This is a genomic window from Clostridium sp. AM22-11AC (assembly GCF_003473545.1).
Taxonomy (GTDB): Bacteria; Bacillota; Clostridia; order Lachnospirales; family Lachnospiraceae; genus Enterocloster.
This window is the reverse complement of sequence record NZ_QUCM01000016.1, coordinates 56,802-82,924: the sequence shown is the minus strand read 5'-3', so window position 1 is coordinate 82,924 and position 26,123 is coordinate 56,802. Positions and strand designations below refer to the sequence as shown.

Genomic DNA, 26,123 nt, shown 5'->3' with positions numbered 1-26,123 from the left:
TATTGAATTTTCAAGGTTCAACACACCACATCGGTGTGGGAAGTTTTAGTAATAAAGTGAAAATGGTAGTCATTATACCTGACAATATCAAAAGGAAGCAAGTAAAACATGGTGCGTATTGAAAAATACCATCCCTATAAAAAGAATGGTTATATATATACCTATGGCGAAGAAATATCCTGTTGTCCGGATTGTGGGAGAAAAATGTATGTCCATGGAACCTGTCGTAGAAAAGTCAGAACCTTTGAAGATCCTGACGGAACTACATTGATCTTGCGGGTCCTTATATGCAGAAGCTGCCGCAAAACCCACAGGGAATTGCCTGATTTTATCAGTGCCTATAAACGATACAGCACCGTAAGTCCGGGACTCTTATGGGAAAAAATGTTATACTGGGGACAATCTAATTAAAAGCAAATGAAAGGGGTTGTTTCCCATTCCCACAGAACATGAGAATCGTCCTGAATTTGATGAGAATTATATTTTAAATGCAACCAGGCAGGATGATGACAAAACGCTTCCAAGGCTTAAGGTTGCAGCCTACATCCGTGTTTCAACAGACCTGCAGGATCAGGAAAATTCCTACGCAGTGCAGGAACAATATTTTCAGCAGATCATTGAAAGTAATCCTCTGTGGAAACTAGTAGGAATTTATTCTGACTATGGTATTTCCGGTACGAGCAAAGAGAAACGGGTAGGTTTTTGCCGGTTGATCCGCCATTGCCAGGAGGGAAAGATCGACCGTATCTTATGTAAGTCCATTTCCCGTTTTGCCCGTAATACGGCTGACTTTTCTTCTGCCCTGTTTTTACTGCGTAATTGTCAGGTAACCATTTTCTTTGAAAAAGAAAATCTTGACTCTGCGGAACTGAAAAATGAATTTATCCTGTCCGTACTTGGTGCATTTGCCCAGGAAGAAAGCCGCAGCATTTCCAGTAATATTATGGAAGGTAATAAAATGCGGAACAGCCAGGGGGATGTACGAAATGTTAAACTATATGGATATCGTTTTAGCGGAAACTGGATATGTAATGAAACCGGCTATAAGTACAGAGAAGTTGAAGTGGTTGAGGAAGAAGCCAGGGTGGTCCAATTTGTCTTTCAAAAAGTTGCGGATGACCAAAGCTACTCAGAAATTGCCAGATGGTTAAATCAACAGAAGATCCCTGCCCCGTACAATGATTATAAACGAAAACGAATATTACATTCCCGAAAAGGACAGCTTTACAGTCAGTTAGATGCCGGATGGAATTCCGGGCAGATCTCACGCATGGTCCGTAATGAACGATATGTTGGAGATGTACTGACACCAAAAAAATATACGATAAACTATCTGACTCATGAAGTAAAAGCCAATAAAGGACAGCTTCCACAGTATTATATTAAAAACCATCACACCCCTATTATTGATCGCACATTATACGAAGAAGTTCACGCCGTTTTAAGGCAAAAATCCCTTAAAAAAATAAAACACAATAAAAATGAAACCAATCCATTTTCAAAAAGACTGATCTGTAGTGAATGTGGACGGTTTTATTGTATGGCTACCAGAAATGACCATCTCGTATGGTATTGTCCTTCTACAAGAAAGACAAATGGACTGCAAATATGCCATGCCAAATCTTTTACGGAAGAAGAAATTACATATATTGTAAAGAAAGCTGCACGAAAACTTTTAAAGAATGCAGTTCCCCGATTGGAAAAAGTCTTGAATGATGATTATGTAGAACGGGACCGAAGCACTTATAAAGGACAGCTTGCAGATATCGATAAAGCAATCGATGCTGATCTGGAAGAGATCGAACACATAAAAGCAGCTTGCCTGAATAACAAAACAATGAATGCTTCCGAAATTGCCAGGCAAAAGCAGACGATCCTTGATTTAAGAAAAAAACTCCGGAAAAACAAACGGGAATACAAGTCTATTTCCGCCAAGCTGGACCACCTGGAAAATTATTGGGAGGAACTGGAGCCGGACTTTGAACTTAGAGCAAAAGCCCTGCAATGGCTCCAGTCTTTACCACAGGGGCGAACCCGAACAAGAAAATTTCTGCTTGGAGCTACAGATATGTATTTTAAAGCATTGTTCCTGGATATTACGATCCATTCTAAGTCCAAATATACGATACACTGGTTTGATGATGTTTATACAAAAGTTATTTTGAGAAATACAGGGGGAAATATAACACATGCATAAGATTATCATATCCAAAACTGCAAAGAAAGTCATAAGTAATTCTCAGTTGAAAACGGAAAATTCAGCTGTAAAAATGATCCCGGCTTTTGAACAGAATATACGTCCGTTGGAAACTGCAAAGCAGGTCCGGAAACTTCGGGTAGCCGCATATTGCAGAGTATCAACCGGTGAAGAAAGTCAGCAGGGATCATTTACTTCTCAGATCTCTTATTTCAAAAGTGTTATTACTAACAATCCCGACTGGGAACTTGTTGAGATTTATGTAGATGAAAACCGGTCCGGTACAAGCCGTACACGACGCCAGAGATTTAACCAGATGATCGAGGATGCAAAAGCCGGAAAGATCGATCACATTTTGACAAAATCTCTTTCACGGTTTGCACGTAATACAGTCGATACCTTAAATTGTATACAGGAGCTGCGCAATTTACAGCCATCCGTTGGTGTTTATTTTCAAAAGGAAAATATGTATACCCTGAACCGGAAATATGATTTCATTTTAACAACCATGGCGGCTCTGGCCCAAAATGAAAGTTATGAATTGATTTTAGCATTTAACAGATTGAATAGCAAGGTTGACGATAATGGTATGGACGCATCTCATTTTCGCTTAACTACGGCATTTTTCCCACGGAATGCAATTCCAATTTTAATCACAGAATTAATTCCCGCACTGCGCAGTTTCGCATCATACTTCTTCTCATCAATCTGCCGTGACGCACTATCTGCTAAAACATCCAAATCCACATGTCCATCATTGGTATGTTTGAATTCAAATAGAAAGCCCGGAATTCCAGAAACCAAAGGAGCCAGTTGAACATCAAAACGCCTACGTCCGGATTCACGATTAGATCGTACCTGATACCTGTTTCCAAGAACAGCGCACAACCCCAGCATCATTCTTTTCCATAGTGCTTGAGCAGGAGATTCTTACCCGAATGGTAAAGGAACTGAAAGCGATTTTATACGGATTAGGAGTATGATATTGTAACCCGTTGACCACATAACACAAAAACCCGCATAAGCCACAACTGCACTTCGGATTACACCGGGGTGCTGTCTGTGGTTCATGCGGGATGAAGCAAAAAAAGAAGCTCACCAGCGTACCATGTAGGATTCTACACAGTGCGCCAGTGGGCAAAATACATTATTTTACATCATGCCAATTGGGAACAAATCCCATATCGGCTTCAATTCGTGAAATAGAAATAGTCATCAGTTTAGTCGACAACTTTTGCATTAATGCATCCAACGAACCATAAAAAGCAGCAAAAGCAGCTTTAGATAGCATCGTCTTGAAAATCAACACGATTGCAAACAAATCATTTACGCCCGCCATATAATTATTTCCTGTATTCTTTGGAATCCCAAGCGTAGCGTGAATCGGCAACGCTTTTATATTATTAGGCCGCATATTACGATTCATTGACTTTAAATTGTAGAGACGTTCGTCATGAGCACATGCGTTACGGTAGAGTGTCAACACCTGTAATATAGTTTTCAGTTCATCTGGCTTCAAAGAAAAGAAACGACCGATATTATTCTGATCTTGTTGCTCAAGATGCGAATAAAATACACTAATCGTTCCGATGGTCAAAGTGTTCACTAAAACCCACAATGGAATATAGCCATAGTTTAACATATAATGTGAAACCATAGAATTATTCTTTGAGAGCTGTCTTGCGACCTCATGTTGTAGATTAGAAATCAAATCAGAGATTTCGCCAACTTTCTGAGCTTTTGTTTTTCTTTCTCCCGGCTTTATTGATGTATCAAAATTTGCTACCTTCAGATAATTGTCATATCCATATTTCCGCGAAAATTCATGCGCAAGCACACTTTTCACGTTATTTTCGATTTCCAAGATATACCGAATAAAAATATTACGCAATTCTCTATCAAATAGGTACAGAGCATATATTTCTTCAAATTTGGTTCCTGGCAGATATGTTTCATCTGACTTTGTTGAATCCAAAAAAGGTTCCTTATAACCATTGAATAGCTTATAGTAATTCTCTGCTTCAATAATCCTCTGCGTGGCAGCATTGTTCACGATTTGTAATCCACGCCCTTGCTGTATTATAATCTGGTCTTGTGTTTCCTTAAACACTCTTGGCACATTCGGCATAGTATTTTCTCCTATAAAAAAACCCCGGGCCCGTAGGACACCGGAGTAAGATCAGCAATATTATATGCAAGCTCACCACTTGCTATACTTAGTGTAGCCTATTTAATGCTAAAAATCAATAGGTCGTTCTGATAATTTTCCGAAAATAGCGTGTTTTATGCTGACCATCAGCCTCGATGTCCTGCCGAGCATCACAAAGTGTCGGTAATTAACCTCCCCAGCCGGATTCTCCTGTTCCATGCGGTCGTACTCTTTTTCGTAATCATCGATATCCTGCACATTGGTTTCGATGTACTCCTCAATCTCCCGACGAAGTTCCTCTCCGGCGTAGTCCTGCACCGCATCCAGCAGATCCCGGATCAGGCAGGAAACGGAATACTTAGCCTCGCCGCCGTTGATACTCTTTGCTTCAAAAATGTTTGCAAAAGAGATACGGCACGGAATCACGACCTTAGTTGCACTGGAAATCTTGTTAGCCATAATAAAAATCCTCGTATAATAAGTGTATAGCCAGTAGAAATGATGGTTATGCACTTATCCTTTCTATAAATTTATAGATGATCTGAGACACCTGGGATAAACCCTTTCCATCTCATCTACATTGGTTATTAGTTTCATAGGTTATTCTGTGGTATGATATCAGCAGAGTCTGATATCTAGAGGCACTGCTTTTAATCCTTTCAGCCCGGTCTCCGGTGCCTGCTTATGGAGCTTGCAGCCTGAATCATATGTCACATTCCGCTTACACAGATGTTTCATCCCCTGGCGTACAGCACCAGCAAAAGAGCTGCCAGGGTGCATGCTTATTACGCGAGGTTTCGGTCAGCATATGATTCCCAGGATAAACCTTTTTCTTCAGGTTCCAAGAATACTTAATCGGAAAGGCGGGTGGTATCATGTTAAAGATTAACCCATTATCTACGTTTTACGTCGGTATTGACGTCAGTTCAAAATCCAACTATGTTTGTGCTTTGGATTTTTATAAAAATAAATCCAGATAGTCAGCCTGTGCCTTCAGGACTGCCAGAATGACCTTCTCGCACAGACCGGTTTCTTTGTGGATACGCTCCAGCATCTCATCGAAGTCGATGTCCTCTGCCGGGTCGTCTGCCTCTGCATCCAGCTCCTGACCGAAGCCGTAGTTGTAAGAGGTCATGCGCTCATCCATGTGGACATGCAGGTTCTTGATGCTGAGCGAAAGGAACGGAACACCAGACGGGCGTGCCGGCATCGGCTTATCCTGCTCCTGAGTTTCCGTTTTTTCCTCTGCCTTGGCAGGAAGCGGAACCTTTACCTTGGCGTCCTTCAGCATCTCGCTGATCATTTCCTCCAGAGTCATGCTCTTCTCGTTCTTATTCTCCATTGTCTTCCTCACTTTCTGCAGCTTCCTGCTGCTCTTCGGTTTTATCTTCCATTGGTATGTGATACTGCTCGGAAAGCCTCTTCAAAAGCAGCTCGACCATGCGTCCCGGCTCCGGAAGATTGCAAACAGGCTTCTGCAGCTCATGCGCTCTCTTGATCTCCACTGCCATACCCTCGGATATGGTTTCGCCGAACACCCACACTTCATCCGCGGCTTCCAGCCACTGCATTCCAAATCGGATTCCTGTTGCACGCTCCTGCGCATCCTCATCCTTTAAGAACTGAGTAAAATACAGATGCGGAGCCAGTGGCAGGACTCCCATTGTGGCAAGAATCCTGCAGGCGGTCTTTGCCCTCTGGATGTTTGCCTCCATCTGTGCCTTCCTGCACGGCGGGTCATTTGCTGTCGGTCGGTACGGCGAACAGATAAAAATCTTCTTCGGTGCCGATGCCAGCGGGAACCCGCCGGGCGGACGAGCCTCCTTAGAACCTTCTATCTTGGCGGTTGCATTCGCCATATTCATGCGTTCTGCATTCATAGGTTTTCCTCCTGTCGATGTACTTGAGAGGTGGCCCTCTCATAAAGACCACCGTTTTGGGGCAAAAGTTAAGTAGTTCTTCAAAAACTTTTTCTCATTTTTTTGAGAGCACCCTTCATCGCATAATAGACAGCCGGTTTTGTTATCCCCAGCTCTTCTGCAATCTCCTGCAGCGTCATACCTTTATAGAAGTAAAGCTGGATCACCTCGGTCTGACGCTCAGTGAGCTTGCTCATAGCCGCGTACAAACGGCGAAGCTCCCTGTCAGCCAGCATCTCGGCATTGTCTTCATCCAGAAAATCCACCATAACGGCTGCAGACCAGTCAGAGCCGTCACATTCCAGGGAAACATTTTCTGAATCTGCCACACGCTTATTCAGGTTATGCTCCATCCGACGCTCACCTTCCATCAGCAGACGGACACTCCATTCAACATCCTCGAATGTTTCAGCTGGGATCACCTCGTAGGTTCCATCCGTAAAGTCATAACGGTAATCGTTGCAGCGATCCACCGCCATGACCGTATGTGAGCCATCCACCTCATACACCGCATAGCCATTCTCATAAGCAGTCAGCTTTGCTCCATTTACCATTGTCTGCGCCACTGCTACCGGCTCCTTTTCCATAAGGGTCTTAAAGGTCGGGAGTTTCTTTTCCACCACGGTATCGATCTTTGTCTTCAGCTCACGCAGAGTGATATGTGCATTCACTGCAAGATCCGCTGCCATCTGTTCTGCCGCCTGAGCCACGTTCTTTGCTATCGACTGGCGAACCTCCATCACGCCTACGCCACCATTGATTGCTACTGCTCCAGTCATCATGTTCATCATTTTTCTGTCCTTTCCCCCGGACTTCTGGGAGGGAAAGATACCGAAGCAGGACGCAGATGAGGCACAAAACCGTCTGGCAAGGCTGTGAAACACAAAAAGCCCGATTCCAGAGATAGGTAGAGTAATCCCATCCGCATACCTCCAGCATCAGCAAATAAATCGCTGTACTGTGGGGTTCTGCTATGGTATCCTTCGCCTGCTCTAGAATCGGGCTTACGATATTTTTATTTGTCCGAGAGAGTGCCGACAGATTCATACTCTGTGGTTCTGTGGGCTTGTCCCTTGAACTGTTTATAGTCTACCAGTTGGAAAGGCGCTTGCAGATGGCGAGACCACCACACTTGATGTGGCGAATTTGCCACATTTTCATCTGCGTCTTGCAGAAAAGTAAAAAAATACCGCACAGTCTCATTCGACCATGCGGTTATCCTGCCATCTGCTGCGACTGAAGGAATTTCATCATGTTTCGGATAGTAATCTGCCCGTCCTTCGTCAATTTAGCAAATTCCACTCCGATTTCTTCGGAGATCTCTACTGTTTTTTCTTTCTCCGCCAGAAGGTCATCTGTACTGACCTCCAGAGCGGCTGCAAACTTCTTTAGGGTTTTGAACCCCATTTCACCTTTTGTACCATTCTCATACTTGGAAATGTCAGCGCGGTCGATATCGACGGCATCACTCAGCTGCTTCTGTGACCAGCCTTTTTCCAGTCTGTACTTTCTTATATTTTGACCCAGGATGTACTCCTCGCTATGAATATCAACCACGCTTACACCTCCTTTCCAACCCGACTGATTTTTCAGGTAGTTTCATGACCTGCGTTTTGATGAACTCAGGATATCAGATTGCCCACTCTTATTCGAGGACACTAGCAGTCCCAGAATCGCTCACCGAGTAAGCTCTCTAAATATGTAATATCCTTCTGGTTTCGCTGTTTTCTCCCCTTTAGCCATAAAAAAATGACTGTTTATTGTGTGACTGCTGCTGTCACATAAAAAGGAAAAATTTTATAAAAATAAAAAAGCACAGCTGAGACAAAACTCCATGCACTGTTCTTCCCTATAGGAATTACTGTTTGCATTTTGTTCTGCTTCGGCTGTGCTCATAATGGCAGCGCTCTATAGCAGTTATTTCATTCTTCACTCTGTAACTGACGGTCTACTTCCTGGAGGGGTGACCGCCTAGTTTCACATTTTTAGAAGCTCACTACTTCTTTGAATACAATATGATCTACGGGCTTGCCATAAAGATCCTCGACTATCTCCTCCGCTGTTATAAAATCCTCTTTTTTTCCAGACTTTACAACCATCAGCGGTTGCCCTGCAATCTCAACTTTGGTTCCATATCTCGCCTTTTTACGACGGGTTCGCAATGCTACCTCATTATTAGTCACTTATTAATCCCCTCCTGATAAATTAAATGGTATCGAATGGTCTTCCCCATGGATCATCTTCTTCACTCTGATCTGTCACCGGTTCCGCAAATATGGATTTATGCTCTGGATTTCCCTTTTGCACAAAATAAGTTTCGCATCTGACAATTTCAGTGTCAGCATCAAGAAGAAGCAACGAAAACTCATTATTCATTTCCGGACCGATAAACCGATCTTCGTTCATCGTAAACAGTACTGGATCTATAAAAACAATACTGTTTTTTACAGTTGCAAATAAATCCGCCTCCCATGCATCTGTCAGAAAAAGTCCAGAAAGGTTCTCCATTATCCTCGCATTATAAAAAGGTAATGGCGGTCTATGCCCATTCTGCTCTTCCATCGTGTACGGAATTATCGCAAAGTTCCAAATATATGGTTTTGGGTCTTCAATGACTAAAGCAAAACTGCTCAACCATCTCAAACCGTATTGTGATCTTCGTTCGCCATTTATTTCAAGGCGCTCCATATACTGGATTTTTTTACCCCTTCTCAGAAGTTCTGTCGAGATGATATTTTTGACTTTCCGCTCTGTGTTCAGCCTTTCTTCTCGCAGACTCAGATTATCATGTGCCATCTGTTTCCGCTCTTCGCATGTCTTAGCATCTGCCATGCCATTGGCCCTTACCAATCGTTCCAGCATAAACGGATCATCTGATTTGGCAGCTAGAGCTTTTATCAATTCCTGGGAAAGCGGCTTTGTCATTTTGCCATTGACTGCTCGTGACAGAGTCGACGGACTCACGTTGCACTGTTCTGCAAGTTGAGCCATCGTCCTTTCGCCCCTAATCTCTGTTATAAGCTGACCAAGAGCCAGCTTATCAGGAACTCGGACCACCACGAATTCCTGATTGGGGTCAAGCGGTTTCCTCTTATAAACGAATCCTTCTTCCATTTGTCTGGTCTCCATTTCATCTTTATGCAATCTCATTCTATCATCTTGCAATTTCGTTGTCAAGTCTGAAATTGCAAGTTCTCGCAATTCATTTTCTATCATTCGCAATTGCTACAAAAAGACCGAGATACTTTTCACGGTACCTCGGTCTCCCTTACCGCTGCTCTCCTCGGAACAGCGGTTTTTCATTATGTCGTTTCAAAATATCTTCGCATCTGCTCACAGTCAAATTCTCAGCGTTCAGCAGAAATTGGCGATACAGAAAATCCTGCTCTGTCGAACGCAGTTTTATGCCGGCCGCCCCCAGAATCTCCATCGAGATGAAATACGGCACTTTCAAGGCCACACAGATTCCAACCACATGGGCAACCGATGGGCGATCCTGATTCAGATAATTTAAGAGAGCCTTCCTGTCTACGCCCAATTCAAAGGACAGATTTTCCTGTGTAATCCCTTTGCGTTTCATAATTGCTTTTATCATCTCTGCAAAATCATCCGGAATGTTTTTGTAGAATTCCAGCCACAACAGCCCATCATCTACCATCGCCTGGTTTTCTTTCTCATACTCTGAGCTTCCTGGCTCTGCCACCAACCTATAAGCCGCACGGTATTTATCCGTAACAGGCTCTGTCTTGTTTCGCGCCACCTTGCTGACAGCATATTCAGTCCGTCGATATCTTCCTCCGACCGTAAATCCAAGACAGCACTCTTCCATGTGGCACCGGGCATAAACGGTAAGATGTGGTTTTCCATAGTAATCCCGTAGAATGTACTTATCTGTATTTAAGCAGAAGTGCCCCTCAACGTACCGATATCTCCCACTGCATATCACTCGCTCGAACTCGCTATCCGAAGCAGCCAGCAGTGCTGCATCCTTTGCGGAAATCGTAAAGGTCATATTGGCCGGCCACAGCCATGTGCATCCGTGATCTGGAATCACCATATCATTCACATAGTTACGGATACCGCCGGCTTCGCAATATCCAAGCTCGATCATACGGTATTTTGCCATTTGATATGATACTTCATACCGTTCTGCAAGCCCATCTACAATGGCTCGAATATTCTCTGGTGTCTTTTTCCAATTGCACTGCTTCAATCTGGCCTCGACATAATCGATCACATCATTTCGCTCAAGCAGTAGATAAGCTGGAAGCTTTTCACACTGCAGCTCCATCCAATCGAGCGCATCATTCTTGTGATAGTATCGCCTGTTCTCCCTGCGCCGACTGGAATATGGTGTGTACTTTCTCCCTGTCACCATCTGGAGCAGGAAGAACCATCTGTCCAAATACATATGGCAGCATTCATGTGCAATCGTACTATTTCGTGTTGCGGCAGTTGTGCAGTTATCTTGATTGACCAGAATCGTTCCGGGTCGGATTATCTGGGCATAAGTTTTTCCACTGTCATCAAGCAGATGCGCTTCGCCGTAGTTGTAGTAAAGCTGTCCCATCACCGTCTTGTCTGCAAAGCGAACATCCAAAACCCGAAGTCCCATCCGCCTTGCCAGTTCCTCACTGCTCACTACTGACGCATCCCCACCGATCTCCCTCTTCGCCTCTGGGAAAAAATCATCCAGAATCGCATGGGCAACCGTCTCGTAGTCGCTGTTATATAGAATCGGTAGCAGATAGTCATTAGTATCAAATGCAAATCCTGATAGTGCCGGGTCATCTTCCCAATCTTTATATACCCAGACGAGCGGACCAATCTGGTATATGTAAAGTATACTCAGTCTGTTGAAGATGGCGATATTGTTATCTGCTCTACTGCAGATGGTGCCGTCATCAAGCAGATGCTGAACCACAAACTCTACTCTTTAAATAAGGCGCTCCCCTACGGTGAGAAGTCTGAAGACGATCATGTTACCATTGTCGGCAAAGTTCTCGGGAAGGTAAGTCCGCTGGAGCTTCCTGCTGATGATGACATCCATCTGCTTGAAGAAGTAAAAGCTCAGGAAGTCCGGGAGTTCAAGAAGAAGTATGGATTGCTGTAAGAGGTGATCATCATGAATAAAGAAAAGATCTATGTAAAAGTCGATTCCACATTCGACCCAACCGGTTTCATGCAACCGACATCAATCACATGGTCGGATGGACGTACCTTCCCAATCGAAACAGTGCGTGACTTCCGCCCTGCAGGAACCGCTGATAACGGTTACTCTGGTGACTGTTTTACCGTGCTCATCCAGGGGCAGGAAAAGCACCTGTTCTTTGAGCGCCTTGATCCACGCTTCAACGGTCGGTTAGGCCGATGGTTTGTGGAAAGGACTGGAAAATAACACGAGCACATAGAGAGGAGGAAATCGCACGATGCAACGCATATATCTTGCGATAGATCTTAAAAGCTATTATGCGAGTGCGGAATGCGCTGCTCGACACCTCGACCCGCTTACCACAAATCTGGTCGTGGCAGATTCCTCCCGCACTGAGAAAACTATCTGTCTCGCTGTGTCTCCTTCCCTGAAAACCTATGGGATTCCGGGTCGCGCCAGACTGTTTGAAGTCGTGCAGAAGGTCAAAGAGGTCAATGCAAACCGGTTAAGGGAAGCGGTACGACTACTACTTTTGCGATGCCTGCCGCTACTGCTTCTCTGCCGAGGAACTACCTGACCGTTGTCCAGACTGCGGAGCGGTAGCACACGATAATAAAAAGGCAGTACGGCCGGCGAGTAAAACGGAAATCGAGGAATTGCTCAAAATACAGAAAGAAGATAAGGAGAACATACAAAATGAAAGCACATAAATATTGGTCACTCGGTGCACTTGCCTGTATGGCAGGATGCTTCTACACAGGCTGCAAGAAATTGATGCAGGCTCACAAGTATTTCGCTTGTGGCTCTTTGGTCTGCATGGGCATGGCAATTTACTCAGGCCACAAAATTGCACCGAAGAAGAAAAAAGCTGAAAAGCCTGAATAATAAGAACACACGCCCTCGCCGTAACAAGCGAGGGATTTTTTGAACTTCAGGAGTTCATTTTATTTCCGTCACAAACTATATACTTCCATCATGAGTCGTATTCCGACTTTCAGACCTTCCTCAAAAGCGGTCTTCTCCCATGTGCAGCACACCGTCCCCTGCCGGTCCATAATCTTTTCCCAAAGAGGAATCTTATCGCCAACATAATCATCTACAAGCCTATCCATACCTTCCAAGCCACGCAGCCACTCTTCCAGTTCCTTTTCTTTTTCCTTTGCCGCTTTTCCGGCAACTGTGTTTTTTTCTACTGGATTATTCTCCGTGTAATGTTCGTAGATCAGATCCAGCAGATTCTCCACTGGCGGGTAATACTCCGGCTCTGTTTTCTTCAAATACTCCTCCAGCATTTCCTTCAATTTTTCTATAATGCTACCATCCTTCCCAACTGAGATTCACATCCTCAGTTACGGCACATCTTACCGTAGACTTTTGCACATAGCAACCTATTTTTTGCGGTCTTTCGGATGCCCCATCTTCTCCTTCACTTCATCCGGCACATCGATCAATCCGAACCGATAGAACATCCCATAGATGTAGGTCACTCCCCGGATATCGCCCAGAGCTTTCGGGCGGTTTACCACTTCTCCTACCTTTTTTATATTGTTCAGTGCCAGCAACACCGAACTCCACGCCAGGCTTTTACTCTTCTCTCGGCGGTCGATCCACAGCTCCTTTGTGTATTCGCCGCTTCTGCCTTTTCGTATTTCATAGGTAAAGGGTAAGCCAGAATAGGTTTTAAAGCGCACACCAGAATAAAGCAAGACCGTCTCCCACAGGTGCTCCTCTGTTGGCTCTGATCTCAGTTTTCTTACTGCTCTGTATCTCCGCCGCCGCTCTGCTCCAACACTAATTTTTTCTTTATCAGCAGTACTTGGGAAGTATACACCTTTCTGATAAGGCAGATACGAGGTAACGGAGGCTTTGGAGAGTTGAAGAGTATTTGCGGTTGAGAGGATGGCTTCTTTATAGTTCTGTGTTTCTCGATACTCCTCAAAGGTATCCTGTACCTTCTCCGCCACATCCGATTCATACACACCAGCCGTGATGAGCAGCTTTCTTACTTTGATTGGATTCAGAGTTAGCGCATCTGCAATGGAACGGAGGGAGCAGTCCTCCTCATAAAGAGCCACAGCCACATCCATCTGCTCTTTCAGATTTCTCCCGGCATCATACTCCGGCTTCAGCTTTTTCCGGCCTCCACCGGGCTTTCTGGCTTTATATGCTCTTTTCTCTCCCATGATTATTCGTGCAGCTCCAGCGGCAGACCATCTGGGTCATGAAAGAAAGTCATCTTCTTGCCTGTATAATCATCCACACGGATCGACTCACATTCTATACCTAATTTTCCCAGCTCTTTCACCGTCTGCTCCACGCTCTCTACACAAAAAGCAAGATGCCGCAGCCCACATGCTTCCGGACGGTTCACACGCTTCGGAGAATTTTCCTCAGCAAAAATCTCCAGCTCCGTGTGTTCATTGACACGCAAATCCAGCTTCCAGTCCTTTCTCTCCGGGCGGTAGTTTTCTCTGATAACAGAGAAGCCCAGTTTGTTTACATAAAAATCCTTTGCGGCTTCGTAATCAGATACGATGATTGCAATATGATGTATTTTTGATAAATTCATTTTTCTTACGCTCCATTTCTTTTATTTCCGTTGCAAACTATACAGCAACCTTCAAAAATTACCGTGTGAACTCCTGGAGTTCAGTTTGTCCACACGGTCGATCTCATTTCAGTTTTTCGAGGATTTCATCCGCACTCATGCCACTTGCCAGCAGCTTCTTCAGCACAGCCTCTGCTTCGGTCTTCTTAGCTTCTTCAGCGGCCTTAGCATCTGCCTTTGCTTTCTTCGCTTCCAAGGATGCCATTTCTTTTTCGGCCTTCTTCAGAGCAGTCTTTTTCTCTTTTAAGTCAGCCTTCAAAGTGTCAATGTTAGCGGTAATGGATGCGATCTCGGCTGTGAGTGCTTCCTTTGCGGACTGCTTTTCTGCAATCTGTGTTGCAAAATCTGCAGTCACAGTTTTGGGCTTATTCTTACTACCTTTAGTTCTGGGCATAGGACACAAACCTCTTTCCAAAATTATTAAGTATTGTGTAGGTATGAGAACAACATAAAAGTCTCTATTTTTAGTATATCACAAAACTATACTCTTTTACAGACGCTTTCTTGCCTTCATCAACGCACAATACATCAATCCGCCTAGCACTCCGCCGACTGTGTTATAGAAGATGTCTGATAGCTGGAACGTTCCTAGCCGCAAGAGTAACTGCAGCATCTCAATGCTTATCGAGAAGATGAACGCTGTCTTTCCGCTTTGCCACAGTATCTTCTTCCAGCCGTTTCCAATCTTCTCTCCGAATGTCCACATCACTACCGAACTAAACGGTACCATCATGATCACGTTCTCTATACACTCGGTGGTCAGCTGTCTCTCTCCGTTCACAGTCTCCCAGATGCCCCAGCCACCCATGACATCGGATAAAGGATTCATCCACAGGTTCCGATTCAGTAGTGTTCTGAATAAGATCATCGAAGTCACAAAGGCCAGCAAGAATAACTTCCGAAAAAACACACTCTCTTTAAACTTCTGATACCAGGTCACCACGGCACTCTTCCAGCCTTTGCCAGCTGCGGTAGGCTCATACGCATACAGATAGAAAAACATGGCTAGAAAGGAAAGAAGGAATGAGAATCCAAACGGTTCATAGAGAGCAGTCAGGATATTTGTGAGGATCTTTCCGAGTAAATCAATCGTTTCTTTCATCGTCGTTTACAGATCACTGAACAGTTCAGCCTTGTACACGCCATCCGCCAGCATCTTCTTGAAGCTATCCTTTACAGCTGCGACATCTTCATGGTAGGTCATACCACACCATGTATCGTTGGTCTTTAGAACCTTTACTGACATCTTTCCCTGCTCCAGCAGTTCACCGATGAAGATAGGGATCAGATACTCTGCTTTCAGCGGATTGCCCGGTACCTCCTTCTCAAAGAACTCTTTGAAGCCTTCTTCCAACACATCCAAAAACTCCGGTGTTAATCCCCACATATTCATTGAAACCAGAGAATTTACATCAATCACTTTTCCGTCCGCTTCTGCTCCGGTTGCGATCTTCACAATATTCTTTGTCTCCACAACTTCGGTCAGGTTGTTCTGCTCGTCCATCTTGCAGATGCCACGGGTCACACCACCGTTATCAGACAGCGTGTTCTTCAGCACAAAGCCAGCCATGCAAGACTTGCCGCCATTCACCAGATACTCATGAACAGCCTTGAAGCCTTCCTTGCCATAGTAATCATCTGCATTGATAACGATGAACGGGGTATCAAGAACTTCCTTTGCAGCAAGCACAGCCTGACCGGTTCCCCACGGCTTTGTCCGGCCTTCTGGCAGAGTTCCCGGGATATCATTGATATCCTGGAAAGCATAGTCCACAGTTACATTATGAGAAGAGCAAATGGAGGCAATGCGATCACCGATAACCTCTTTAAACTCCTTCTCGATATCCTTACGGATGATAAATACTACATGGTTGAAGCCTGCCTCAATTGCGTCATGGATGGAATAGTCCATAATGATATGTCCAGCATCATCCACCGGCTCCAATTGTTTAATTCCCGTTCCGAAGCGGCTACCGATACCAGCAGCCATGATAAGTAATGTTGTTTTCATCCTCTCTCCTTTCCATGCCTTGAAGCCTACTCAACGTGCCTTCCACAAAGATTTTTGTGATTATTAAAGCAGCGCCAGTAGCCTATGCTCTCATTTTCGTTTATAGTTTCTTTAGAAAAAAATTATTTCTTCTTCATGGGGTCTGACCCCAATGGAACCCAATAATATTCTCCTAATTACCTAGACTATCCTCGCTGTCGGACCCTATTCCTTATTTCACATGCTATGTTCCATCCTATCGCAGATCAAATTAACCTCCTCACGAAAATTCTTCCGATAGTTTTCTAAATCATAGACAGGAGTATTTTCTTTACACTTGTCTGCATAGTCTTTTGTTTTCATGATGTAATGGGCTGGTACCCCCCCCCCCACACACTTCTCCGGAGGGTATACTTTTATTCACCACCGCTCCCACTGCCACGATACTATTATCACCAATTGTAACACCTGGTAAAATCGTACTGCGGGCACCAATAAAACAGTTATTCCCAATTCGAATTCTTCCGAATTTTAATGTTCCCTTATATTCATCTTGATCTCTAAAACACCAGGTAGCACCATCATGAGTTATAAAAGCTACATCAAAGGAAACCTCTGTATGATTTCCAATAGAAATCAACCATGGCTCACTACCCCAATCTGGTAATCCAATAAGTCTGCAGTTTTCACCTAGCACTACGCCCATCTTGCGAGCATACCGCATCGGGTTTTGGCGCTTCATTATATATTTCCATATTTTATTTATTATGCCCATGATACAGTTCCCATTCTACGCGGCAAAAACGCGTCATTAGCTGGTCTATCGTTTAATTTGTCTGGTTCTCCATGATTTTTCTGATTTTTGTGTCATTACCCCAAATTGCCTTGGAGTCATACGGTCTATCTGGAAATGCTCCATATTGCAGCTTAATTCTATAACCATTTTCCTTAATAAAGCGCTCAACTCTATCTGCCAATTTTTCTGGTTTGCCTGAGCAAATATTAATAATCCCTTGCTCATTTTTCTGACCAACTACTGCGGCAACCTGTGCGCAGAAATCAGGGTAGTCAATAAAGTCATATTGATTTTGACCCAAGGTAAATGGAAATTCTGTCTTTCCTTCATCTACGGCCGCTGTAATCTTTGAGAATATTGAACTGCCAAACTTAGAATTACCAACAATATAATAGCCACGTAGCCACTGGAACACAATATTTTTTTGCTTACATATCATTTGTGTTAAGTCGCGTAATGCGTTCTTTGCAATTCCATACGGAGTCGTAGGATGACAAGGAGTGCTTTCATTTATGCTACCCTCAAAGAAGCCAATTTCGTGCATGCTTCCCATAACAGCAACCTGTTGAATACCTCCATCAACCATTTTTTTAATAAACGCATAGTGCTTAGGAAGATCATCAATATGCGCACTGGAATAGTGAACAAACCCGTCTCTCCATGCCAAATGGAGAAGCACATCAGGTTCGCCAAAGAAACTATACGGGTTATCAACTTCAAATAAATTGCAGGCAATTCTTTCTGCACGCTCATCTACAAACTGGGTGTTAAAATCCGTAGCTACAACACAATGGCCATTATTCAAGATACTTCTTACAATCCCCTGTCCCAGATATCCATTTGCACCAGTCACTAATATTTTCAATTTTGGTTCCTCCTTTAGAATTTGAATGTGTCTTTTAAGCCCATCCACTTCTGATCTTTTTCACTTAGATTTAACTGAGTTCCATCCATGAGTTGATAGCCGTCAGCGGATGCATTTCCTTTATATTTACCGATAAGCTGCGGCCATACAATACCAATTTCAGGATCATTCCATGCCACGCCGCCTTCATCACCAGGATGATAAAAATCAGTTGTCTTGTAACAAAACTTTGCGACTTCGCTTAGTACAAGAAAACCGTGTGCAAACCCTTCCGAAATATAGAACTGCTTACCATTTTCCTCCGTTAACTCTACCCCATACCATTGACCATAAGTTCTACTATTCGCACGCAAATCAACTGCAACATCAAAAACAGAACCCTGAATTACACGCACTAGCTTTCCTTGTGGAAATTGTTTCTGAAAGTGAAGCCCACGCAATACGCCCTTGCGTGACATGGACTGATTGTCTTAGACAAACACCATATCCAATCCGGCCTCATGCATATCGTGTTGGTTATATGTTTCAACAAAATATCCTCGACTGTCACCATGTACAGTAGGCTCAATTACATATAGCCCATCTATCGGTGCCTTTGTAACTGTAATTTGTCCCATATGAACTCCTCCTTACCTATTTTTGTACATTTTTTCGTAGTAGTTCTGATACTCGCCAGAGATGATGGTCTCCCACCATTCCTTATTGTCCAGATACCACTGGATGGTCTTCTGGATGCCGTCCTTAAACATCGTTTCAGGCAGCCAGCCAAGCTCATTGTGAATTTTAGTCGGATCAATGGCATAGCGCATATCGTGACCCTTACGATCGGTAACATATGTAATCAGGCTTTCCGGTTTATCCAGTGCCTTGCAGATGATCTTCACGATGTCGATATTCTTCATCTCATTGTGGCCGCCGATATTGTAAACCTCACCTACACGTCCTTTGTGGATGATTAAATCAATGGCTTTGCAGTGATCCTCCACGTACAGCCAGTCGCGCACATTTAGACCTTCACCATAAACCGGCAAAGGTTTGTCATTCAGAGCATTAGCAATCATAAGAGGAATCAGCTTCTCCGGAAAGTGATATGGGCCATAGTTGTTGGAACAACGGGAAATAGTCACCGGCAAACCGTATGTACGATGGTAAGCCAGCACCAGCAGATCAGCTGCAGCTTTAGACGAAGAATACGGACTGCTGGTGTGAATAGGAGTCTCCTCCGTGAAAAACAGATCAGGTCTATCCAGAGGCAGATCACCGTACACCTCGTCGGTAGACACTTGATGATAACGAGTAATACCATACTTACGGCAAGCATCCATCAACGTTGCAGTACCCATGATATTGGTCTGCAGGAAGATACCTGGATCTTCAATGGAACGATCCACATGGCTTTCTGCTGCAAAGTTCACCACAATATCGGGCTGCTCTTCTTCAAACAGCTTATATACTGCCTCTCTATCACAGATATCAGCCTTCACAAAACGGAAGTTGGGGTTATCCATCACAGGAGCCAATGTTGACAAATTGCCTGCGTAGGTCAGTTTATCCAAGCAAATAATGCGGTAGTCCGGGTACTTATCCAGCATATGAAATACAAAGTTGCTTCCAATAAATCCGGCGCCGCCGGTTACAATAATATTCATTATACTCACCTCATTTTTCCTTCCACTACAGTCTTCAAATGCTCTCCATAAGGAGATTTTCCATAAAGCGCAGCGGCCTCTTTTAACTGCTCCGTTGTAATCCATTTGTATCTATAAGCAATTTCTTCAGGAGCGGATATCATAACCCCTTGCTGTTCCTCAACCATATGAATGAAATCAGACGCTCTCAGTAAACTTTCCATCGTTCCAGTGTCTAGCCATGCAAAGCCCCGATTGAGTAGTTCAACATTCAACAGATTATCCTTTAGATACATATCATTTAAAGTCGTGATTTCCAGCTCTCCTCTGGAAGATGGCTTAACCCTCTCCGCACGTGATGCCACACCTGAAGGGTAAAAATACAGACCGGTAATTGCATAATTACTTTTTGGTGCCTTTGGCTTCTCTTCTACGGACAATACTTTACCCTCCGAATCGAATTCAACCACCCCAAATCTTTCCGGGTCTCTTACATAATACCCAAATACAGTCGCAATTCCTTGTTCTGCCATTCTCTTAGCATTATCCATACGTGCAAACAAACCATTGCCATAAAAGATATTGTCGCCCAGTATCATAGCGCAGGTATCATCACCTATAAACTCCTTGCCAATAATAAAAGCCTGTGCAAGCCCATCTGGCGACGGCTGAACAGCATATGTTAGATTGATGCCAAACTGATGGCCATCACCGAGCAATTCTTTATAACGCGGAGTATCCTGTGATGTCGAAATAATTAGAATATCTTTGATTTCTGCCAACATCAATGTTGAAAGTGGATAATAAATCATCGGTTTATCATAAACAGGAAGCAATTGTTTCGATGTGACCATAGTGAGGGGATACAAACGTGTACCTGCGCCCCCGGCTAATACGATACCTTTCATTTTTTAGTCCTCCTTCGTTTTTTCCCAAATCTCTTTGTCAAAATTATATTTTTTTATTACTTGAGCAGAATTTCCAGCAACAATTGTATTCGATGAAACATCCTTTGCCACAACACTCTCTGCGCCAATGGTAACATTATCTAAAATCGTAGGATTGGTTTTACTTCTGTCACCTTCCCCGTTTTTACCAATAACAACTCCCGGCAGCACTGACAAATTCTTACCGGCCTTGTAAGGGGATATCACTGCTATAGAGTGCGGGATGTATACCCCCCCCCCAAATAATTTCTCCGATTTCCACTGTCTGAAGTGGCGGAAAAACAACTTTTACTATGTACCGCCATTTTGTATTCTTATTTTGATAATAAAACACAGACCTAAAAGGTTTATGTTTCGACATTAAAAAATCAACTTTTCGTATCCAGTAAACGGAGCGCTGTAGCGCTTCATATCCTCTTTCAGCAATGAATTGTTTCGGTAACAAAAGAATGCCGGAAAAACAAGAGCACCTATAATCTTGTATAACATTACTGCTTCACCTTCCTCATTTTTATAACTCTATATCCCAGTACGGCACCAACCGCACAGCCAGCTATAATAATTCCATATCTTAAAACAGCATACTGATACCAAATTAATCCGCTCAAGCATAGTAGAATGGCCATAACCGCCATCAGTCCAACTGCTTTATCGTTGTATACCTCGTAGTTGGCACCTCTCTCTTTTTTACATACCACATGAGCACAAACAGCCTCTCCAAGAGCTAATACGATATACGCAACCAGAGTAGTATATGCCGCAGCCATATAACCAAATTTCGCAATACAAAAATAGTTCAAAACAACATTGGTAGCTGCCGCAGCTATCGAAGCATACATAATATATTGAGTTTTCTTATAGTAAATCATAATATTCGAGTACATATTGGATACGCATGTCAGAAACACACCGCCAGCAATAGGTGGCATAATATAAATCGCTTCATAATATTCCTCAGTAGCTAATGTTCTTACAATTTCAGGAGCAAAGAATGTTAATAATGCAGCCACAATCGCATAAGCGCCCATAAGCAAAAGTGAATATTTCTTTATTTCATTCTTATCTGACTCAATATTCTGATACAGATATGGTATAAAAGAAGCATTTATCGCACTCCATACCAGTAAAGATATCGAACTAACGGTATACAAAGTACTATAAATTCCAACTGCACTATTATCCACCATTCTGCTAATCATCATCCGATCCGATACGCTAAGAACCTGTGCAGCTAAGGCATATCCAATCAAAGGAATGCTCAATTGTAAGGAGAATTTCCAATATTCCTTATTGAAAAATGTTTTCCCTCTAAAAATAATGATGAACCACAAAATTCCGTAAACAATATAAGATACGATATTCGATGCATAGAGTCGTCCATTCGCCACGTCAGACAGTTCCTTAGCGTTCATGTGAAGCACAATCATTACAGCACATAACGATGCAAGAAGAGCTGTAATAGCTGTTAAACTGCCCGCAAGTTTATATTTATATTCGTACCGCTGTCTTGCAAGCCAAAAATCATATGCTGGGGCTACAAAAAAACCAATCAGCATCAAGACCATTAAATCTGTTGACAGACCGGTCAGTCCATTCCAAAAAGACGGACATATTATATAAATCAAAGCAACAATTAACGCAACAAAAGACGTTAATGATAATACCGATGACTGATATTGATCTCTCTCTTTTCCAAACTCTTTTAATGCGGCAGAATAACCTCCAGACGTTAATGAAAGCGTCACTACTGCATTCAACATGGAATGCCACGAATTATATAAATTAACTACACCAATTTCAGAAGTAGACATGATTCTCGTAAAAATTGGTACTGTGATAATTGCCAGCCCTTTTGAAAAAACAGATGCCAAGGTATACACTGTTGCCGCTTTTACTCCGATGGGCACATTCTTTATTTTATCTAATATTTTGTTCATTCTAATCCTCTATCCATATATTAGCCTCAAAATCAAAATGCTTAATAACATGAGCCGGGTTCCCTACTGCAACTGAGTATGCAGGAATACTTTTCGTTACTACAGAACCAGCACCCACTATACTTTTTTCCCCTATTGTTACATTTGGAAGAATAATAACATTATTCCCAATCCAAACCCCATTCTCAATTGTTACGCCCCCCACCGAAATATTTAAGGGATTATCTCGGTAATTCTTTGTAAGTGGCGAATTTCCATGATTATAATCTATGATGAAAACATCAGACGCTATCAGCACATTATCACCGATTTGAACTCTATTGGCACATTGAATCGTCAGGTTCCGCGTTATACGTACCCCAGATCCAATTATAATTGAGGGAGAAGTCTCAAATTTCTTACCATTGTAAGAATCCCAGCACAAGAGTTTGCTATTCTCTCCTATCGCGATATTGGAACCGCATGATATATACTTGGGAAGCCGAAGCTGTAAAGAACCATCGACATACAAGCCTCTATGATTTCGCTTAAAATTGTATAATTCTATCTTTCTACGAATTTTTTTCTTTATATCCACACAGTCTGCTCCTTTCAAAAGCTACTCGGTAAAGCGGTCAACCCACGCTTCTATGGAATAATATTCTCGAACTTCGTCACTGTAGTTTCTAAAAGGCTTTGCAAAGAAAGCTTGAAGTTCATCTGCAGTAGTTGTTTTTAAGTCAACAATGAAGATATTATTTTCGTCATAAAATACTGATTGTTTAACCGCAGTATTCGTTGTAACAAGTTTTTTATTAAAAAAGATTGCCTCCATCACTCTCATCGAATATCCATCTTGTTTCTGTTGCGCAATATCTAATATGGCACGACTGGTTCCGACCATCTTTAAATAATCGTAGTACCCTACATAATCATCTCGATATTCAAATGGAAATTTTTCTTTTCTTTCTCCCTTACTAACAATAACAAATCTTGGAGTTAATCCTGCAGAAGTAAACATATCATATAACGATAAAATATCTTCCTTCCTGTCTTTTAAATATCCAAGGAACAAAGTATCATATTGTTCATGAGCTGTCTGCAAAGTCAAGGTGCGATCATACATGATTGTATTGAACTTCAAACCATACTTTTCGCACTCTCCTCTATCGTATGAATAAAACTGAAATCCGGAATCCTTTACCGCATTATAAGTAATTTCAAATTTTGATTCATCCTTTGCTATATTCCAAGAATAAAAATACAACTTCGAATCCGTAGCTTTCTGTGCAATATTTCGTAGAAGTTGAGAATCATAGGAAAAAGCCACATCTAATACAATTATTTTTTCATATGAATCAATATTTTTGAACCAATCCTGATAAAAGAAACATGTCCATCTCGATTTCGCTTTTCTGAGAAATTTGAGTACAGGATTATTGAACTCAGCGTGGTTCTTAAAGAGTCCTCTAATTGATAATCCCGGAATATGGACATGATCAAAATAGTACGCATTTTCGTTAGAGCATATCATAAGAGTTTTCTTCATCGGTTATTGTCACCTCCTCATATTCTTAGTTGCCACCAAATACATTGGAATCATGAAAAATGCCGGATATATCAAATCTGTTTGTGCCAAAGTAGTATTTACAAAAAGCAAAACATACAAAAATGCAACTGCTCTTCTTTGATATCTAAACACCGGCGTGAATATCATTCCAAGAACTATCAACCATGGGATAATCCCATAAACAGCAGCAAAAGCTAAAAGACTTGCTGCTACTAAACCACTTCCAAAAGCATTTCGTGCTGCATAGAACGCGTCATATCCTACTCCCAATGGATGCTGAAAAACGGTTGCAAGACTAATCATCATGGTTCCTAATCTATACTGGCCTGTCCCCGATGATACATCAAAACCGCTACCAGAAGATCCAAATAGTTTTTCGATAATCTGTTTATACAAAATACTATCATTTGCTCTTGTTGCATAATCTACAAATAAAACAACAAGAGCAATAAAAACCAATCCCATTAAGTAAAATTTAACTCGGCTCACCTCATATTCTTGATGAGTAAAATAAAAGAAAAACAAGATGAGAATCAATCCCAAATAACCTGTCGTCGATTGAGCTGTAATAATTCCTATTAAGATTATATTTAAGCATCTTCTATATCGTCTTTCCGCTGCAAAAGAGAGTTTATCTTTCCAAAACAGTAACACAAACAATGCCATGTTCAAAACAATCTGATAGACTCCTGGTTCAGTGAAAATGCCACAATTTCTTGTGGGATGAATTTCCAAGTAGCTATACAGAAGTACTCCTTTACCATGCCAATATGTTTCCCATCCTGCTGTTCCCAGCGCCTGAGTATCATAAGATTGAGCCGGCCAAAGGTTGACTAAATTCGGTGCAATACAAAAGACGGCCCAAAACCCAATACTAATTGCTGCAAAAAATTCAACAGTATGAATCCATCTATTTAAAAAATTTTCTCTATCACAACAAATAGCAATTTGTGTGCTAAGAATACACACAGCAAACTGACACCACGCAGAAAGTCCTACACCACCAACCAAAAATCTAGAAAATACAGTAAAGAACAACAATAATAAAAGAAAGCAAATCGAATACCGAGATTGATATTTGTTCTTAAAAGCAATCAAGGCAACATATACTATAAGTAACACAAAATACTTCATAGTTCCTGTCCAGTACTTTGCAAACAAACAACTTCCAGGAATTATGAACATGAGGTATATCAATAAATATTGTGTAATCGCCGATTTGTTAATTCTGATTTCCATTCCATTCTCCTTTTCCGATTGCTTCAAATTTCACAAAGACAATCCAGTTTGATCTCGCATTTAATCAAATTACGGAGAAACTTATCGAACCAGTAACGCTTTCCACATACCAAAGATTCTATCGTCTGTGAGTTCTTCACGAATTTTAACAGACTCTTTAGAAAAAGATTCTCCAAGTTTTTTGTCTTCCATTAAGGCGAGCATACGATCAGCCATCACATCCGCATCTCCTACAGGAATCAAATAACCATTTTCCCCGTCACGAATATACATTCTAGCGCCACCTACCGGGCAATCCGTGCATACCGCCGGAATTCCAATTGCCAACGCTTCCAACATGGAATTCGAAATACCTTCATAGTCAGAGGAAGAAACATAAATAGCCGATTCGGCCATAATTTTGTGAATTTCACTGGAGAAACCGTGAAATTTCACCGCCTCCGAAATGCCCAACTGCTCAGCGTACCTCACAAGGGCTTTCTTCAGCTCCCCTTCTCCGTAAATCGAAAGTTTATAGTCCTGCCGCTTTTCCCAAACAATACGGTATGCGTCCAATAGCATAAAAAGGTTCTTTTGTTTGTTAATACGACATGCAACCACAACTTCTTTTCGGTGGTTTTCTTCATTCCAGTAGGGTAATCCGCTCTTCACAGGGTTGGGAATCAAGACTCCATGTTCACGGATCTTTTGGCAAAAATAATCTCTGGCATCTGGGGTTTGAAATACGATTTTATCCGCATCCCAATACACTAAATTTCTAAGGATCTTTTTAAGCCCACTATTAAAGAACTTTGTCGGATCATTCCGCAAGGAATATATTTTAAAAAGTTTTTTATTGCCAATCAAGAAAATACCCTCAACAGAAATAAAAGAAATCATGACTTCTATATTATTTTTCTTTATGTATTTTCTCAGATTAATAGCAATAGATAGCTGCCCTCTAAATCCGCCTCTTTCTGTTCCTATATAATCATATTGAACTTTCGGATCCAAATAATATTCCCTTCTATCTGAATGTACGGCACAGAAAAACACCTCGTTCTCGTTCAATAAATGGTTTGCTAAATTAACAGCCACACGTTCTGCTCCACCACCACCGGCACTGTGAGATATAATAGCTATATTCATTCGTCCATCCTCCACTATC

General features: G+C 42.3%; 30 protein-coding genes and 2 pseudogenes. 6 read left to right on the top strand and 26 right to left on the bottom strand.

The annotated features are described in order from the left end of the window. Positions 1-427: 427 nt before the first annotated feature. On the top strand, positions 428-2,197 hold the full coding sequence (locus tag DW251_RS13070) for a recombinase family protein (protein WP_118301401.1): 1,770 nt from the start codon (positions 428-430) through the stop codon (positions 2,195-2,197). Between the two features lie 46 nt (positions 2,198-2,243). Continuing rightward, positions 2,244-3,014 carry a recombinase family protein gene (locus tag DW251_RS18615; protein WP_347474664.1) on the top strand — a complete coding sequence of 257 codons (771 nt, stop codon included), beginning with the start codon at positions 2,244-2,246 and terminating at the stop codon, positions 3,012-3,014. A 330-nt stretch (positions 3,015-3,344) separates the two neighbouring features. Here DW251_RS18615 and DW251_RS13055 read toward each other — a convergent pair whose 3' ends face one another. From DW251_RS13055 to DW251_RS13015, 9 genes are all read right to left on the bottom strand, one after another. Next, entirely contained in the window at positions 3,345-4,325 is a 981-nt protein-coding gene (locus DW251_RS13055; RefSeq protein WP_118301398.1) for an Abi family protein, read from the bottom strand. Positions 4,326-4,433: 108 nt separating this feature from the next. Continuing rightward, entirely contained in the window at positions 4,434-4,805 is a 372-nt protein-coding gene (locus DW251_RS13050) for an ssDNA-binding protein (RefSeq protein ID WP_118301397.1), read from the bottom strand. Between the two features lie 499 nt (positions 4,806-5,304). After that, positions 5,305-5,700: a hypothetical protein gene (locus tag DW251_RS13045; RefSeq protein ID WP_147352236.1), complete on the bottom strand. Its 396-nt coding sequence runs from the start codon at positions 5,698-5,700 to the stop codon at positions 5,305-5,307. Next, positions 5,678-6,226 carry a DUF4406 domain-containing protein gene (locus DW251_RS13040; protein ID WP_118301395.1) on the bottom strand — a complete coding sequence of 183 codons (549 nt, stop codon included), beginning with the start codon at positions 6,224-6,226 and terminating at the stop codon, positions 5,678-5,680. The genes DW251_RS13045 and DW251_RS13040 overlap by 23 nt, the downstream gene beginning before the upstream one ends. An 80-nt stretch (positions 6,227-6,306) precedes the next feature. Further along, a complete protein-coding gene (locus DW251_RS13035) occupies positions 6,307-7,056 on the bottom strand; it encodes a sigma-70 family RNA polymerase sigma factor (RefSeq protein WP_118301394.1) in 750 nt (249 codons plus the stop codon). A gap of 424 nt (positions 7,057-7,480) precedes the next feature. Next, complete coding sequence (locus tag DW251_RS13030) at positions 7,481-7,822, bottom strand: helix-turn-helix transcriptional regulator (protein ID WP_182433623.1); 342 nt, start codon at positions 7,820-7,822, stop codon at positions 7,481-7,483. Between the two features lie 428 nt (positions 7,823-8,250). After that, complete coding sequence (locus DW251_RS13025) at positions 8,251-8,448, bottom strand: hypothetical protein (protein WP_118301392.1); 198 nt, start codon at positions 8,446-8,448, stop codon at positions 8,251-8,253. Between the two features lie 22 nt (positions 8,449-8,470). Continuing rightward, complete coding sequence (locus DW251_RS13020; protein WP_182433622.1) at positions 8,471-9,379, bottom strand: helix-turn-helix transcriptional regulator; 909 nt, start codon at positions 9,377-9,379, stop codon at positions 8,471-8,473. 154 nt (positions 9,380-9,533) lie between these two features. After that, positions 9,534-11,189: a helix-turn-helix domain-containing protein gene (locus tag DW251_RS13015; RefSeq protein WP_118301390.1), complete on the bottom strand. Its 1,656-nt coding sequence runs from the start codon at positions 11,187-11,189 to the stop codon at positions 9,534-9,536. Between DW251_RS13015 and DW251_RS13010 the strand changes: the two genes are divergently transcribed. The 4 genes and pseudogenes from DW251_RS13010 to DW251_RS12995 all read left to right on the top strand — a co-directional run bounded on the left by DW251_RS13010 (position 11,070) and on the right by DW251_RS12995 (position 12,302). Continuing rightward, complete coding sequence (locus DW251_RS13010; protein WP_347474665.1) at positions 11,070-11,378, top strand: S24 family peptidase; 309 nt, start codon at positions 11,070-11,072, stop codon at positions 11,376-11,378. The genes DW251_RS13015 and DW251_RS13010 overlap by 120 nt on opposite strands. Before the next feature lie 12 nt (positions 11,379-11,390). Further along, positions 11,391-11,663, top strand: a complete 273-nt coding sequence (locus DW251_RS13005) for a hypothetical protein (RefSeq protein WP_118301388.1) — start codon at positions 11,391-11,393, stop codon at positions 11,661-11,663. A gap of 31 nt (positions 11,664-11,694) precedes the next feature. Then, a pseudogene (locus tag DW251_RS18370) lies at positions 11,695-11,913 on the top strand (DNA methylase); the annotation flags it as partial. A gap of 200 nt (positions 11,914-12,113) precedes the next feature. Then, positions 12,114-12,302 carry a DUF6219 family protein gene (locus DW251_RS12995; RefSeq protein ID WP_118301387.1) on the top strand — a complete coding sequence of 63 codons (189 nt, stop codon included), beginning with the start codon at positions 12,114-12,116 and terminating at the stop codon, positions 12,300-12,302. Positions 12,303-12,370: 68 nt separating this feature from the next. Here DW251_RS12995 and DW251_RS12990 read toward each other — a convergent pair whose 3' ends face one another. From DW251_RS12990 to DW251_RS12910, 17 genes and pseudogenes are all read right to left on the bottom strand, one after another. Further along, positions 12,371-12,694 (bottom strand): hypothetical protein, encoded by a 324-nt coding sequence (locus DW251_RS12990; protein WP_147352235.1) that lies wholly within the window; start codon positions 12,692-12,694, stop codon positions 12,371-12,373. 111 nt (positions 12,695-12,805) lie between these two features. Further along, complete coding sequence (locus DW251_RS18365) at positions 12,806-13,600, bottom strand: hypothetical protein (protein ID WP_243034953.1); 795 nt, start codon at positions 13,598-13,600, stop codon at positions 12,806-12,808. Positions 13,601-13,602: 2 nt separating this feature from the next. Beyond that, a complete protein-coding gene (locus DW251_RS12980) occupies positions 13,603-13,986 on the bottom strand; it encodes a VOC family protein (RefSeq protein ID WP_118301385.1) in 384 nt (127 codons plus the stop codon). Positions 13,987-14,089: 103 nt separating this feature from the next. Next, positions 14,090-14,419 carry a hypothetical protein gene (locus DW251_RS12975; protein ID WP_118301384.1) on the bottom strand — a complete coding sequence of 110 codons (330 nt, stop codon included), beginning with the start codon at positions 14,417-14,419 and terminating at the stop codon, positions 14,090-14,092. Between the two features lie 96 nt (positions 14,420-14,515). After that, a complete protein-coding gene (locus tag DW251_RS12970) occupies positions 14,516-15,127 on the bottom strand; it encodes a VanZ family protein (protein ID WP_118301383.1) in 612 nt (203 codons plus the stop codon). A gap of 6 nt (positions 15,128-15,133) precedes the next feature. Beyond that, positions 15,134-16,036, bottom strand: coding sequence for a sugar phosphate nucleotidyltransferase (locus tag DW251_RS12965; RefSeq protein WP_118301382.1), 903 nt, complete (start codon positions 16,034-16,036; stop codon positions 15,134-15,136). Between the two features lie 310 nt (positions 16,037-16,346). Then, positions 16,347-16,790: an acyltransferase gene (locus DW251_RS12960; RefSeq protein ID WP_118301381.1), complete on the bottom strand. Its 444-nt coding sequence runs from the start codon at positions 16,788-16,790 to the stop codon at positions 16,347-16,349. Positions 16,791-16,842: 52 nt separating this feature from the next. Beyond that, positions 16,843-17,676 (bottom strand): NAD(P)-dependent oxidoreductase, encoded by an 834-nt coding sequence (locus DW251_RS12955; protein ID WP_118301380.1) that lies wholly within the window; start codon positions 17,674-17,676, stop codon positions 16,843-16,845. 14 nt (positions 17,677-17,690) lie between these two features. Beyond that, positions 17,691-18,293, bottom strand: a pseudogene (gene rfbC / locus DW251_RS12950) (dTDP-4-dehydrorhamnose 3,5-epimerase). Between the two features lie 12 nt (positions 18,294-18,305). Next, positions 18,306-19,325, bottom strand: a complete 1,020-nt coding sequence (gene rfbB / locus DW251_RS12945; RefSeq protein WP_118301379.1) for a dTDP-glucose 4,6-dehydratase — start codon at positions 19,323-19,325, stop codon at positions 18,306-18,308. Between the two features lie 5 nt (positions 19,326-19,330). Then, positions 19,331-20,212, bottom strand: a complete 882-nt coding sequence (gene rfbA, locus DW251_RS12940; protein ID WP_118301378.1) for a glucose-1-phosphate thymidylyltransferase RfbA — start codon at positions 20,210-20,212, stop codon at positions 19,331-19,333. A 3-nt stretch (positions 20,213-20,215) separates the two neighbouring features. Further along, a complete protein-coding gene (locus DW251_RS12935; RefSeq protein WP_147352234.1) occupies positions 20,216-20,428 on the bottom strand; it encodes a hypothetical protein in 213 nt (70 codons plus the stop codon). A gap of 311 nt (positions 20,429-20,739) precedes the next feature. After that, entirely contained in the window at positions 20,740-22,188 is a 1,449-nt protein-coding gene (locus DW251_RS12930; RefSeq protein WP_118301376.1) for an oligosaccharide flippase family protein, read from the bottom strand. Between the two features lies 1 nt (position 22,189). After that, a complete protein-coding gene (locus DW251_RS18505) occupies positions 22,190-22,765 on the bottom strand; it encodes an acyltransferase (RefSeq protein ID WP_279217539.1) in 576 nt (191 codons plus the stop codon). A gap of 21 nt (positions 22,766-22,786) precedes the next feature. Continuing rightward, positions 22,787-23,716 (bottom strand): hypothetical protein, encoded by a 930-nt coding sequence (locus tag DW251_RS12920; protein ID WP_118301374.1) that lies wholly within the window; start codon positions 23,714-23,716, stop codon positions 22,787-22,789. A 9-nt stretch (positions 23,717-23,725) separates the two neighbouring features. Next, the gene (locus DW251_RS12915; RefSeq protein ID WP_118301373.1) at positions 23,726-24,976 is read right to left on the bottom strand and encodes a hypothetical protein; all 1,251 of its coding nucleotides are present in this window, start codon (positions 24,974-24,976) and stop codon (positions 23,726-23,728) included. 81 nt (positions 24,977-25,057) lie between these two features. Next, on the bottom strand, positions 25,058-26,104 hold the full coding sequence (locus DW251_RS12910) for a glycosyltransferase (RefSeq protein ID WP_118301372.1): 1,047 nt from the start codon (positions 26,102-26,104) through the stop codon (positions 25,058-25,060). Positions 26,105-26,123: the final 19 nt, after the last annotated feature.